9 protein-coding genes are annotated in these 13995 nt (G+C 44.8%); 2 read left to right on the top strand and 7 right to left on the bottom strand.

From position 1 onward, the window contains the following. Complete coding sequence (gene nqrF, locus AC06MN_RS07975) at positions 1–1248, top strand: NADH:ubiquinone reductase (Na(+)-transporting) subunit F (protein WP_475671834.1); 1248 nt, start codon at positions 1–3, stop codon at positions 1246–1248. A 55-nt stretch (positions 1249–1303) separates the two neighbouring features. Here nqrF and AC06MN_RS07980 read toward each other — a convergent pair whose 3' ends face one another. The 6 genes from AC06MN_RS07980 to AC06MN_RS08005 form a co-directional block, all read right to left on the bottom strand. Further along, entirely contained in the window at positions 1304–1696 is a 393-nt protein-coding gene (locus tag AC06MN_RS07980) for an HIT family protein (RefSeq protein ID WP_475671835.1), read from the bottom strand. A gap of 8 nt (positions 1697–1704) precedes the next feature. Continuing rightward, positions 1705–2184 (bottom strand): transcription elongation factor GreA, encoded by a 480-nt coding sequence (greA, locus tag AC06MN_RS07985; protein WP_475671842.1) that lies wholly within the window; start codon positions 2182–2184, stop codon positions 1705–1707. 108 nt (positions 2185–2292) lie between these two features. Then, complete coding sequence (locus AC06MN_RS07990) at positions 2293–3381, bottom strand: PorV/PorQ family protein (RefSeq protein WP_475671836.1); 1089 nt, start codon at positions 3379–3381, stop codon at positions 2293–2295. 38 nt (positions 3382–3419) lie between these two features. Further along, positions 3420–7961, bottom strand: coding sequence for a hypothetical protein (locus AC06MN_RS07995; RefSeq protein ID WP_475671837.1), 4542 nt, complete (start codon positions 7959–7961; stop codon positions 3420–3422). A 38-nt stretch (positions 7962–7999) separates the two neighbouring features. Then, entirely contained in the window at positions 8000–11782 is a 3783-nt protein-coding gene (locus tag AC06MN_RS08000) for a carboxypeptidase regulatory-like domain-containing protein (RefSeq protein ID WP_475671838.1), read from the bottom strand. A 247-nt stretch (positions 11783–12029) separates the two neighbouring features. Next, complete coding sequence (locus AC06MN_RS08005) at positions 12030–12296, bottom strand: hypothetical protein (protein ID WP_475671839.1); 267 nt, start codon at positions 12294–12296, stop codon at positions 12030–12032. Between the two features lie 83 nt (positions 12297–12379). Here AC06MN_RS08005 and AC06MN_RS08010 point away from each other — a divergent pair, with 83 nt between their 5' ends. Beyond that, the gene (locus tag AC06MN_RS08010) at positions 12380–12847 is read left to right on the top strand and encodes a hypothetical protein (protein ID WP_475671840.1); all 468 of its coding nucleotides are present in this window, start codon (positions 12380–12382) and stop codon (positions 12845–12847) included. A gap of 71 nt (positions 12848–12918) precedes the next feature. Here the strand turns inward: AC06MN_RS08010 and AC06MN_RS08015 are convergent. Further along, on the bottom strand, positions 12919–13995 hold a 1077-nt coding region (locus AC06MN_RS08015; RefSeq protein ID WP_475671841.1), incomplete at its 5' end, for an adenosylhomocysteinase.

Here is a 13995-nt window from a genome sequence, read left to right on the forward strand (position 1 = left end):
ATGAATGCCACTACCATTATCATATTACTCAGCATAGCAGTTTTCCTCCTCATTGTGCTGCTCCTTGTCGGACTGTTGGTTTTTGTCAGGAACAAACTTATTCCGCAAGGCAAGGTGAAAATCACCATCAACGACAAGAAAGACATTGAAGTGCAACCTGGAAGTTCTCTCCTTACTACCTTAGCCAATGAACAGATTTTCCTTCCGTCGGCCTGTGGCGGCAAAGGCAACTGCGGACAATGCCGTTGCCGTGTCGTGGAAGGCGGCGGCACCATTCTGCCCACCGAGATCGGATTCTTCACACGCAAGCAAATTCAAGACCATTGGCGTTTGGGCTGTCAAGTTAAAGTGAACGAAAACATGAAAATCGCCGTTCCCGAATCCATCTTGAGCATCAGAAAATGGGAATGTGAAGTCGTTTCGAACCGCAATGTCGCAACCTTTATCAAAGAGTTTGTCGTAAAATTGCCCGAAGGCGAAAAATTGCATTTCGAAGCGGGCAACTACATTCAGATTGACGTGCCGAAAATCGCTGTCGATTACAAAGACATCGACGTAGATGAAGAATACCGTGAAGATTGGGATAAGATGCACCTGTGGGATTTGAAAATGCGCAACCCAGAAGCGCAGTTCAGGGCTTATTCCATGGCCAATGCACCAAGCGAAGGCAATATCATTATGCTTAACGTGCGTATTGCCACGCCTCCGTTTGACCGCAAGGCAGGCCGTTTCATGAATGTCAACCCTGGCATTTGTTCCTCATACATTTATTCATTGAAACCTGGCGACAAGGTCACAATCAGTGGTCCATACGGCGAATTCCACGTAAAAGACACCGACAAGGAAATCATGTGGATTGGAGGAGGCGCAGGCATGGCTCCGATGCGTTCACAGATTTTCGACCAAATCAAGACGAAACAAACCAACCGCAAGGCTTCATTCTGGTACGGAGGACGCTCGTTGCGCGAACTTTTCTATGTCGACGACTTCACCCAACTGGAAAAGGAAAGACCGAATTTCAGTTTTCACATCGCGCTTTCCGAACCTAAACCCGAAGACAATTGGACTGGCGATGTCGGGTTCATCCACAACGTTATTTTCAACAATTACCTGAAAAACCATCCTGAGCCCGAAGAAATTGAATACTATCTCTGCGGTCCGCCGATGATGATTTCATCTGTACTGAAAATGCTTGATGATTTGGGCGTTCCAAAGGAGAATATCATGTTCGATGATTTTGGCAACTGATAAAAAAGAAAAAAGCACGCAACCGCGTGCTTTTTTCATATCTCAATGTAAGGAATCAGAATTGCTCTACAATGCGTTTCTGAATGTCGAGGAATTCTTCATTGGTCAAATGCAAGTGTTCCTTCTTGAAATCCATATCGCCTTCCTCAACGATTGGAATGAGGTGAATGTGGGCATGAGGTACTTCCAAGCCAATGACAGCAACGCCGATACGCTTGCACGGCATGGCTTTTTCGATGGCAGTAGCAACCTTCTTGGCAAACACCATCATCTCGCCTAATTCTTCATCGCCAAGGGAAAAGATATAGTCGACTTCCTTTTTCGGGACAACCAAAGTATGACCTTTGGAAACGGGATTTATATCCATGAATGCGAAGAATCTGTCATCCTCGGCAATCTTATAGCATGGAATTTCACCCTTAATGATTCTGGAAAAAATCGTAGCCATAACTGTATTTATTGACGGGTGATTTCAAGTATTTCGAATTTCATCTTACCAGCTGGAACTGCGATTTCCGCAATTTCACCGACCTTCTTGCCCAACAATCCTTGACCAATAGGCGAATTGATTGAAATCTTGCCTTCCTTGAAATTGGCTTCCTTTTCAGGGACAATGCTATATACCATTTCTTTATTCAGCATCAGGTTCTTCAGCTTCACCGTTGAATAAAGCAAAACTTTTGAAGTGTCTATTTTCGATTCATCAAGAATCCTGGCATTAAAGATTAAGTCTTGTAATTCGGCAATCTTGGCTTCTAAAAGGCCTTGTGCTTCTTTTGCAGCGTCATATTCGGCATTTTCCGAAAGGTCGCCTTTATCACGTGCTTCCTGTATGGCCACGACAATGTTTGGACGCTCAACATGAATCAGATGGTCGAGTTCATCCTTGAGTTTTTGCAGCCCCTCTGGGGTAAAGTATTTGATTTCTGACATGATATAAATATTAAATTCAAAAGAATGTAAAAAAGAGACCCTTACCGAAATAAGGGTCTTCTTTTGGTTTGCGTTGCAAAGATACGCAAATTATTTCAAATGCAATGCATTTTAGAAAAGAATTCTTGCACCAATGCTGTGAGTACCGCTAAATGAGTATGTCTGTCTGAATGAATAGTCAACAGCGAGTTTAACACCGTCTTCTTTCTTGCTCAAAGGAATTTGCACTGAGCAGCCAGCGCTTAAGCCTCTGTTAAGATTCATGCAGTCGTTTTCGTCATAGATAGCGTCATTTGAGCCAGCCCACAATCCCTTTTCGTAGGTGCATCCAACGCGGAGCAGGAGGATTTCTCTCCATCCATATTCCAAACCGCCAATGAATTGGTCTTTGGTGAATGAATTGGAGCAGAAGTTACCGGCAACGGTCAGTCTTGATGTTTCTGCGAAATGGAAATCGTAAGCAGCTGCAATGCTCAACTGTGTTGGCAATTCGAATGCACCAGTACGTTGATTGACGGTGAACTGATTGTCAACTCCATGTTGGAAATAAGCCTTGAAAGAGATACCGTCGCCATTGAAACTCATGGTTGGTCCGATGTTCTTCAAAGTGATACCGAAGTGAATGTTGTCGAATGGACCGGTAACATATTGAATACCTGCATCGATTGCAACACCCATGCCGCTCATATCCTTAATGGATTCACTGATGATTTTCAAGTTGAAACCACCACTGATACTGTTTGAGAACGATTTAGCAAATGCTAAGTTGATGTTCATCAGTTTTGGTTCGTATGTACCAAGTGTACCAGGATCTGGGTTGTTGTTGGTTGTGATATCAATTTCACCAATGTTGAATGATGTCATTGACAGACCGATTACTGAACTTTCACCGACCTTAGCCAAGAGGCCGAAAGCTGACATCTTAATGTCAGTGCCTTTCAACCAATCTGTGTGAGTGAAATTCAGTTCAAACTTGTTGATGTTAGCAATACCAGCTACGTTGCCGTACATGGCTTCAACGCCATGTACGAACGACATACCTGCATTGCCCCAACCTGATGAGGCTGCCCATGGGTTAATCAACAATTCGGCTGCACCAGCTTGACCTGAACGGTCTTCATTTCCTGCAAATGCTTTTGGAGCGCTAAATCCAAAGAGGATTACGAGGCTCATAACTATATATCCTAATGATTTCTTCATGATTCTGATATTTAAAATTGTTAGCAATTACATTAAATTTAGAAAGTATTCAAGTCAACTTGACGCATAGCAGCAAAGAACTTGATGACGCGATCGTCACCGCTTGTGTAGTCTTTGACGTGAATCAGGTAGAAACCGCTGGCTACAGGAGTGTTGGCGAAGTTGGTCAAATCCCATTCAAGGAAGGTCTGTTTACTATCCTTCTTGAACTGGCGCACCTTTGTACCACTAATCGTGTAGATGGTTACGACGCACTTGTCAGGAAGGTTAGTAATCTTAACCTTGTTCATCAGAGCATTTGATTCGTACTCATCGTAAGCGTAGTATGGGTTAGGAACCACCGTCACAAGGTCAAGGTCTGTCTGGGTCTTTTCAGGATCGTTGAAGGTTGGATCAAGACCCTTGATGGAGAACCTATACTGAGGATTGAGGTTGTTATAGTTCAATTCTGGTCTGAGTGTATCCAAATCCGTGTAGCTATAGCCAGCCTTGTAAGGCTTTGCAATTCTGATACGGATACGGCACGTATTGCCGTCAGGGTCATCTTCTGATGCGAAATCATCATCCAGAACCCATTTTGCTCCTTCGATACCCATCGGCATACCAACCCACATGACTTGTTTGAACAAATAGACTTCAAGGTTTGTACCTACATTGCTGGATTGGCTGTAGTTCAGTACATCGAACAAGTATTTACCACCATCGTAAGCTGGGCTGTTGAAATCTTTGTATGGAGATGTTGCTGGGATGTTTGGATTATTGTCCATACCCCAAATGTAAACGAAGTGCTTGCCACCCATGACAGGATCTTCATCGATGCCTGTGTTACGGATAATGTTAGGATCGAGCAATTGTGATGATTCACCATAGACTTCGTTGACGGTGTTCTTCAAAAGTTTGGTAGGATTGAAGAGCATGTCACGGCCATTTTGGTCAGCGAGGAATGAATCTTCACCGAAAGCGAGGTTCAAACGAGCACCTGTTTCAACATCGATGACATAACCTGGGAACCAGCCCATACCTTGTGCGGCAATGAAGTTGGCATCTTCAGGATTCATGCTGCATGAATCTGGATGTGTTGTCCAATCGATTGTAGTTGGATTACCGTCTTTGTCGACTGAAGCATGTTTACGCAAGAAGAATCTCTTGGCACCGCCTTCGGCAAGTTTTGGATCCATGCACATTTCAAGGACTGGGCAACGTGTCCATTTGCTCCTATCAGCTGTAAATACGATATCAACTGACGAAGTGCGGGTGAAGTATGAATCCTCGCGTGAGTTCGCCTGGAAAACAGGACCAGGATTCCATTTACCGCCTTGACCGCTGAATGAACCGAGAATGTAAGGTGCCCATGTGCCATGTGCTACACTTTCATACAATTGATCTGGGTCGTATGGTTTGTTAGCAATGGTGTTGTAGTCCGAATTGGTGTTTTCATTCTGGTCGATGTAGTTACCGGCACGAATCCAGTTGATGATGGTTCCTGGAACATCCTTGTCACGAATACCATCCAACCAAGGATTGCTTGGATCTTTGAATTCTATTGATGAAGTGAGGAAGGCATTGTTCTTTTCTACAATCCTGTATGCTTCATGCCATGAATCTTCAGGATTGCTTTGATTCAGGTCATAATAGTAACCGACTTTCAGAGGTCCCATTTCGTATGGCTGAGTGATAGCAATTGAAATACCTTTATCAATGAACATTCTTTCATCAGTATAGGCTGTAGTGGTATCACTTCTATAAGGTATAGTATCATTTGGGTCAGTCAAATTGGTCAATGTCCAGTAAGAAACATTACGTGGAACACGGTTTCCCTTAACGTATGTGTTAGTATCAGCCTTACTCGTTCCTTCTACTCTCAAGAAAATACTTGGGTCATCGACAACATCGTATGTGTAAACTTCAACAAGGCTGTCGAAAGTAAGCTCATAATCGTTTGTCTTGACATTCAACGGGTCGATGATCTTGACATTGATAGGACTCTTTCCAACCATATAGGTAGGATGATAAGCGATTGGGTAATCAGGATCGCCAAATCTAACTTGATTCTTGATGGCCATCTTTGGTGTCACCATGTCATCCTTGAACAGGATGCTGTCAACTGTTGCCGGGTCAAGTTCGACTTCGTTGCCGCCATTACCAACGCCAACAATACGTCTGACAGCAGGGCTTTCACCGTAAGTTGTATTCAAAACAGTACCATTCACAATCTTGTGAGGAATTGCTGAATAGCACTGGATGTTCTTACGACCTTCGAGGTAAGGTTTCTTTTGGCCATATAAGCCGCCAAGGTCACCAGGTTCCTGTGAATATGGATAGTAGTTGTTATAAGCGTAAGCAACTGCCATGTAATAATAGGTCTTGTGGTTTACCAAGGTAGGGTTCTCACTGGTTGAGAACAAGTCGTTCGTAACGACAAAGCTGTGAGTAATACCTGCATCACCACCTTCAACCATCAGTGATGGAACGTTGGCTTGGATATAGTTGTCGTATTCAAAGTTCACCATACGGGTGACACCGTTCTTGATGTCGCACTGGAACACAAGGCGAGCCTTGTCGCTATCGTTGAGCTGGTCAGGGCTGACTTCTTCGTTCGCCAACTGATAAACCTTATAACCTTCGAAACGGTAATATTGGTCGCATTCAATTCTTGTCAATGTATCCAGATCAAGATATTCTGGTATTTCAGGATCTTTTTCAATGTAGCGTTCCTTGTAGTTGTTTGAGGTTGAAACGTTCGTGAGATAAATGATGAGTTGCTGGTCAAGTTCACGGATTGTCAAATCTGGAGCACTTGGGCCATCGATTACCTTGAAGCAGTTATCAAACAAGGCCTGGCATTTATCATCAACTACGCGAAGCAGTTCAACTGAAGCCCAAGGACCACCGCTGGTAGCTCGAGCCCATGGCACACCGAATGTAATATAGTTGACAGCACCTGGCATCAGGGTGAAAGGACCTGCTGACTGCATGAAACGACGGTCGTTAGGTGAGTTGTTGCAGGTTTCTTCAGTCCAATACTTGCCATTCAGGTTGTAACCACCATTTGGATATTGGCAACCAGTACCCCAGTTCCATGGGTCAGTGTCACCAGGGAACATGAAGTCGCATTCAGGTCCGACAACATCGCTGCCTGAATAAGCATTGCCACCATACTTCATCTTATTACCATCTTTCCAGATACCGCGAAGCATGTTGTAATACTGAGGAGCTGTGCTTGGGTCACCATTAGGAGCGGAGCTGTTGTCGTGGTAAACGAAACGGCGCATACCGAAACGTTCGTCATCGACGATACCATTGCCGAAGTTCACACCATTGATACTTTCGTCGCAAAGTTGTTGAGGATTTGTGGCTTCATAAATGGTGTCAAATGCTTGGCTTACGCTATCGTAAACAATATGAGGAACCATGGTATAGCTGTACTTAGGATTGTCGATTCCATCAGGATCCATGTAAGGTCCTTGGAAGAAGTCGACACCAATCGCTGGAGGCTGGGCACCGTATGCTTCAGGTTCACCGCTACCATCGATAGCTTTACCGTTATAACCATAACCGAGACCACGGCTGACATCGCAACCTACATAGTCGTCCCAACCATAACCGAGGTCAACGTCAGTCCATGGTGAGAAGTATGTGCCTGTCAAAGTATAGGTTGAGCGGTTGATGATTTCATAGCTGTAGAAAGACATGTTGTTGATTTCATCGTTGGTGGCGAAACCGAAAGCCTGGGCACGGACTTCGATACCGATAGCATCACCGCTTGATTCGGTGTGAGATGCACCTTTATCGTTGAAGATCCACCAAAGTGTCTGGTCGCCTTTCAGCACCTGGTCAGCAAGGATGGAACCGTACATTGAACCTTCGAGTGCTTCATCCATGGTAGCAATCTTTGTGTGGCACAATTCATTGTCCAAGTCATAATAAGGATAATCGCCAAGTTCTGGTTCATATTCACCATTATTATTCTTGTCATAGAATGGAGCACCGTAATGGCTGACTTTGACTCCGTTTTCAGAAATTTTGTCAGGATGAGCTGGCCATTCCGCAATGATTGTTGGGATTGTATAACCATCTTCCAATTTTCCGTCTGGACCGAAGTGACTCAGGAAATCATCAACTTCAGCACGGGTAATCTTAAAGATTTTATCCCACTTAGCGCATGTGACTTCTGAAATTGCTGCTGAACCATCAATTGTCAGAGGGCCTGTCCAGTAGTCGTTACCTACTTGGCGGAAACGAAGGGCAGCGCACTTGAGCTGGTTGTTGACGTCGACGCCAGCAATCCAAAGTGAACCTGCGAAAAGAGAAGTTGCTGCACCATTGGCCGGGATGAAATATTTGGAGCCTGTTCCCGAAGGAAGATCCCACCACATATCACCACCTGCGTTGATACGAGTTTTCACATTGTTGATGTCTAACCATTCAAAAGCTGATGATGGAGAACATCCGGCGGTAGTCTGTTTCAAACCACGGTTGCCTTTGGCACCGTCTTCGAATCTGTAGACTTCAGCCTTTCCTGGAATTACAGCAGCCACGATAAGTAGTGCTGCAAACATTAAACGAACTATATTCTTCATAATATTATAATTTATCAATATGAAATTAATTCTCGCATTTAGAAGTTGAAGCTCAAACCAAGTCTAATTTGGCGAGGAGCTGAATAGAAGCCGCCATTGTTGACATAAATCTGATACATCTGGATGTAAGCTTCAGGATCAATCTGGCTGTTGATTTCACGTTGCCATTCAGGAGCTGAAAGGTAACCATCGTCGTCAGCATTACCAGTTGCTGCATACACACCGGTGATGTTCTTTGAGTTGAGCAAATTCAAAACTTGCAGATAGACATTCACGAAAGCTTCGCGGCCTTCTTTTCCTTCTTTCTTGCCCATGACAAAGTTGAAGTCCTTGTCAACGCGGAGGTCGAAACGGAATGAAGCTGGCATTCTTGAACCGTTGTAGGTACCTTGCAGCAAGTTGTTACCGCCAGCGATAGGTGAAGAAACTGTACGTGAAGCTGTGTAAGGAGTACCTGAACCACCATTCACTGTCAGTGAGAAACCAGTGTTAGCAAGCACTTGGATTGGGCTTTTGCCTTCGCGCTTGATGACTGGGCCATCATACTTTGAACCACGGCTGAAACGATAGTCGAGTACGAGGTTGAAGCTGTGACGACGGTCAGCGTTGGTCGGGAAGGTTGATCTCAAGTTAGGTACACCTGCAGCAATCAAAGCAGCAGCGGTACTTGTTGATGAACCGGTCATGTCGGCGAATTGCAAGGTGTAGCTTGCACGGACGCGGGCGTTCTTGGTTCTACGCAAGTCGTATTCGGCGGTCAAACCCTTGACGGTACCGAAGTCGAGGTTGCTGTATGAGTTGTATGCCTTAGGATAAGCACCGTTGAAACGGTACATCTGGATCATGTTACGAAGCTCACGGTAGTAACCGGTGATGGTCAATGATGAAGTGTTGGTGACTTTTTGGGTGAAACCTAATTCATAGTCGATGGTCTGGGCTGGCTTCAAGTTTGGATTTGCCATTGTGCCGGAAACATCATTGAAATAGAGGTAATACAGTGGACTCATGTAGTAACCTGATGATGGGCGCTGTGTCAACACATCATAGTGAGCGAAGAACAAAGCTTCATCGGAGATTGGGAATGAGAAGGAGATACGTGGCATAATGTTCCATTTAGGATCATAGTCCTTGAATGAATTGATGTCGACACGATTCTGTTCTTTATCTTTAACCCAAGGTGAAACGCCAGTACCTTTGTCCAAGACTGATGGGTCGGCGATTTCAACACCGTCGGCATTGTACCAAGTGTTGCCACTACGGTAACCCACGATTTGGGTCATGTTGTCAATCTTATCGACGTATGGAACATAGTCGTCACCGATGTTATCTGGAACGAAGAAACGTTCTGATGTTTCTACACCTTGATTATCTTTGAAAACGAGGTATCTCTTACCATCGGCCATATTGATATTGTCACCAACTGTGTAGTAGTCATACAAAACGTATGGATCTTTCAATACGCTTTGGTTAGCATCGAAACGGTCGGCACGGATACCAATGTTGAAGATAAGGTCTTTGAAAGCGAACTTATCCTGAATGTAACCTGCCATGTAGATAGGCTGAATAGCGGCAACAGGACGGGTGTAGTTTCCGTATTCATCCATTTCATTGAAGAAGTCATCCATTGAAGGACGCTCGAACAGGCCGTATTTCTTGTCGCCATCGTAGGAATAACCATAGTAGCTGACATACAAGTTACCGTCGCGGGTAAGTTCGTCGGCACCGAACATGCTGATGTCGAGGCCACCATCCACGTGTCCATCCTGATGGAGCACGCCGTTTTCATCGTAGTAACTGATGGAGTTGTCGCTGAAGTCGTAAGTATCGATCAGAATGTAATCAGTACCATCAACAGGGAGGCCCATAGCTATACGCAGGTTCTTGTCGAAAGTTTTCTGAGATGGGCCGTCATACAATCTGTGGAACATAACGGTATCGACATATCCGTCGTGAGAGATGACGTATGGGTTATTCTTGTCAAGTTCCATGATATGGAAGTTGGTCAAGTCACGCATTAATGTCCAGTAGTCGGCTGAGTATGACATGCTGGCTGAGTTCTGCTGCTCATATTGGAAACCGAGTTTCACTTCATGGGTAGCATCACCCTTGCCGATGGTCATTGAAGCATTCACATTCAAGGCAATCTGGTCTTCAACTGACTTGCCGTATGAAGTCTGGATTGTGCCAGGCACTGCATACAAGCCGTAAACTGCATTTGGAGACAAACCGTTAATCAAGCCGTTGTTCAGCATGATGTTCGACATGTTGTTGTAGTAACCTTCTGCGCCGTAAGTCCGATACAAATCATAGTAGTTTTCAACATACCTTGAAAGCAGCGGGTTGAAGTCGTCATCTTGTTTTACAAACTTTACCAAAGTGTCGTAGTCCCAGCTGTTCAGAACCCAAACATTGTTGTAATTGTGATATATTGGTGTCGTGTCATTTTCATAACCAACTATTACATTTTCAACATTACCTTGTTCGAAAGAAGTCGTCTTATAAGTGGTGAACTTACCAAGGTTGCTGTAAGCGAAGATGTTATCCCACAAGTCAGGGTCGCCTGACTCACCAGTAGCATGTGTGTAGTCGGCCTGAATGCTGTAGTAGAAGTTGGAAATCAACGATGTGCTTTCAGGATCTGTGGGGAAACGCTGAGTGAAACGGACATAGCCACGGTAAGTGTTCGACTTGCTCTTATAGTTCTTGTCTGTGTTGAAGAAATAATGACCTCTGCCATTTGCATAGTTGCCTCCTGCCATATACATCGAACCGCCGAATGTCAAGTTGGTGTTGGCACCGGTGCGGACGTTGATATTGCCGGAGAGGTTAATGCTTCGGTTGGAGGTATTGGCAAGGTATTTTGAATACACAAGGTTGTCTCTCATGGTATAGGCTGCATTCTGGTAAGTGCCAGAGTTAAGGCCGGAAAGACGCAGAGGTGTATTTTCGATGAAATCTTGCCAATCATCGGTAGCTTTGTAATAGCCTGTAGCAGCGTGAGAACCAACTCTGTTGTAGTTGAGGTCGCCAGCCAAGAAGAAACCGAGCAATGCTGTTTCCTGATTCTTACCCTTGATGAGTGGTCCCTGGAGGCTGAAGCCCAAGCGGTGATGGCCGTAGCCTTCAACCGATGCTTCATATTCCAAGCCACCGCCGAAGGTACGGCTTGGGCCTTTGGTGGTCATGTTGATGATACCGCCCATGGCATCACCATACATGGCAGGAGTACCACCCAAGATGACATCGACTTGGTCGATAGCACCTTGAGGCACACTTGCACTACCAATAACTTTCACACCGTCGATGTAATAGACGGCGCTTTCACGGGCACCACGGATACTACCGACTTCACCGTCGCTCGAGAACACGCCACCGACGCTGGAAGCAACGCCTTCAGCCGAACGGTTAGGCAGTTTCGAGATTTCTTCGGAGGTGATGGAAGCACCTGATGTCGTGTTATCCATCGAAATCAAAGGAATTTCATAGTCGATGACGGTGACTTCGTTCAAATTGATTGCGCCACTCTTCATCACTACATTGTAAGGGGTGATTTTGTTGGCCGGAATGACCAGTCCTTTCAGCACAAAGGGCTGATAACCAACGCAACTCGCCTTGAGGTCGTACGTTCCCGGAGGGATTGGGTTGATGTCATAATTACCGTCAAAGTCGGAGGATGCACCACCCACTTGCGTACCGCCTTTTTCGACGATAATGTTCGCAAATGGCACAGGCTCGCCAGTGTCATCGGTAATCTTACCTTTCAGTCTTCCTTGCTGAGCGATGGCTAACGTGCAGGTTGCCAATACAATAGCAAGTGTCATTAGTAAATTTTTAAACATACCTTTTAATTTTATGTAATACTACTCTTTAAGTGCATTAAAAGTCGTCAAAATTACAACCTTATTTCCAAGTACGCAAGAAAAATAAGTTTTTCCTGCATTTTTTTCTTGGTTTTTTTCTCTTAAAGCCTTGTAACTTTTTGCAAAATAAACATTTATGAATGCAAAAAAATTGCATTAATGCTGTTTTGCAACAGTTTTTGTTACACCTTATATTAATAAGGGACTTTCACGAAAAATACGGATTGGTTCGGCGATGCTTGCGCATTTGGCGGGCATGGCGGCGGTCCTGACGCATCATTTTCTTTGTCTTCGGTGCTTGATGTTTGTAGTGTGTCGATTTCATTTTCTTATACTGTTTGCCCGATTTTTTTTCCACCTTCTCCATTTGGCGTTCCGCCTTACGCATTGCCCTTGATGACTTGTTGGAAGCGCACGAGCACAACATGGTCAAAAGCACGCACATGCAAACAATTAATCTGACTTTATTCTTCATATCATGGTATTTTTGAGGGCACAAACATAATATTTTTCCCCGACAAAGACACTATTTTGAAGAAAAAACCGTTTCTTTGCAATATGAAACAATCATTGAAATACATATTAATCGCCTTGTTGCCATTGCTGAACTGCAGTTGCTACAAGAATCCAACCAATCCTTATATCAATACTTTTGTCGACTTTGAGATTAATCTCAACCAAAGCGACTATTACAAGCTGAATGTTATGGGAAATTTCGTTTATGTCACAGGAGGCGAAAACAGCAACAGCTGGGGCATCATTATTTTCAGAATGCCTTCTTCCGACATAGAATTTAGGGCATACGACCGTTTCCCGCCCAATAATCCATTCGCTTGCCAAGACGAACAGGGCAACTACAAGCGTCTGACCACAGACGGACGATTTGTCATTGACAGCTGCAACAACATCAAATACAATATTTTGGATGGTTCCATTTTTGAAGGTGATGGGCAATATGAACTGATACAATACCAGTGTATATACAATCAAGACAAAAACACTCTACACGTGCGTAATTTCAAATAATGACAGAAGAACACAAAAAAGGCACGGAATTCATTTGAGTTCCGTGCCTTTTTGCATTAACTAATCGCAGATTAATACCTGTAAATCTCCGATTTGTAAGGGCCTTCTATCGGGACACCGATATAATCGGCTTGCTTTTGCGTCAGCTTGGTCAGTTTCACGCCGATTTTTTCGAGGTGCAGACGGGCGACTTCCTCGTCTAAATATTTCGGCAGGCAATACACGTTGACGGCATACTGTCCACGCTTTTGCCACAAATCCATCTGAGCCAGTGTCTGGTTGGTGAACGAGTTGCTCATCACGAAGCTGGCGTGACCCGTTGCGCAACCTAAATTGACCAAACGTCCCGAAGCCAGCAGGAAGATGCAGTGGCCATCCTCAAAGACATACTTGTCGACCTGAGGCTTGATATTAATCTTTTCCTTCAGTTCCTTGGCGTTTTCGAGGCGGCTGACCTGAATTTCGTTATCGAAGTGACCAATGTTGCAAACGATGGCCTGATCCTTCATCTTCAGAATATGTTCAAGGGTGATGACATCGCAGTTGCCAGTCGTGGTAACGAAAATGTTGCCTTCCTTGACGGCTTCTTCCATCGTGGTGACTTCGAAGCCTTCCATAGCAGCCTGCAAAGCGCAGATTGGGTCGATTTCGGTGACCAAAACGCGGGCGCCGTAACTCTTCATGGAATGTGAGCAACCCTTTCCGACTTCGCCATAACCGCAAACCACGACGACCTTACCGGCAATCATCACATCTGTAGCACGCTTGATGCCATCGGCCAAAGATTCGCGGCAGCCGTACAGATTATCAAACTTCGACTTGGTGACGGAATCGTTCACATTAATGGCCGGAACCAACAGTTCGCCACGTTCCTGCATCTGATAAAGACGGTGAACGCCCGTAGTGGTTTCTTCCGAAACGCCTTTCCAACCAGCGACGACCGTGTGCCAGAAAGTTGGATTTTCCTTATACGTTGCCTTAATGACACTCATCAAAGCGGTTTCTTCCTCGCTTTCGGTAGGTGCATCGAGCAGTTTAGGGTCGTTTTCGCAGGCATAACCCTTATGTATTAATAAGGTGGCATCGCCGCCATCGTCAACGATGAGGTCCGGACCTGTTCCATCGGGGAAAGTGATGGCGCGTTTGGT

The organism is Candidatus Limimorpha sp., assembly GCF_056203535.1.

Bases quoted from the DNA above. Each gene is read 5' to 3' on its own strand.
- nqrF (WP_475671834.1), top strand. From the start codon at position 1: ATGAATGCCACTACCATTATCATATTACTCAGCATAGCAGTTTTCCTC.
- AC06MN_RS07980 (WP_475671835.1), bottom strand. From the start codon at position 1,696: ATGGCTACGATTTTTTCCAGAATCATTAAGGGTGAAATTCCATGCTAT.
- AC06MN_RS07990 (WP_475671836.1), bottom strand. From the start codon at position 3,381: ATGAAGAAATCATTAGGATATATAGTTATGAGCCTCGTAATCCTCTTT.
- AC06MN_RS07995 (WP_475671837.1), bottom strand. From the start codon at position 7,961: ATGAAGAATATAGTTCGTTTAATGTTTGCAGCACTACTTATCGTGGCT.
- AC06MN_RS08000 (WP_475671838.1), bottom strand. From the start codon at position 11,782: ATGACACTTGCTATTGTATTGGCAACCTGCACGTTAGCCATCGCTCAG.
- AC06MN_RS08005 (WP_475671839.1), bottom strand. From the start codon at position 12,296: ATGAAGAATAAAGTCAGATTAATTGTTTGCATGTGCGTGCTTTTGACC.
- AC06MN_RS08010 (WP_475671840.1), top strand. From the start codon at position 12,380: ATGAAACAATCATTGAAATACATATTAATCGCCTTGTTGCCATTGCTG.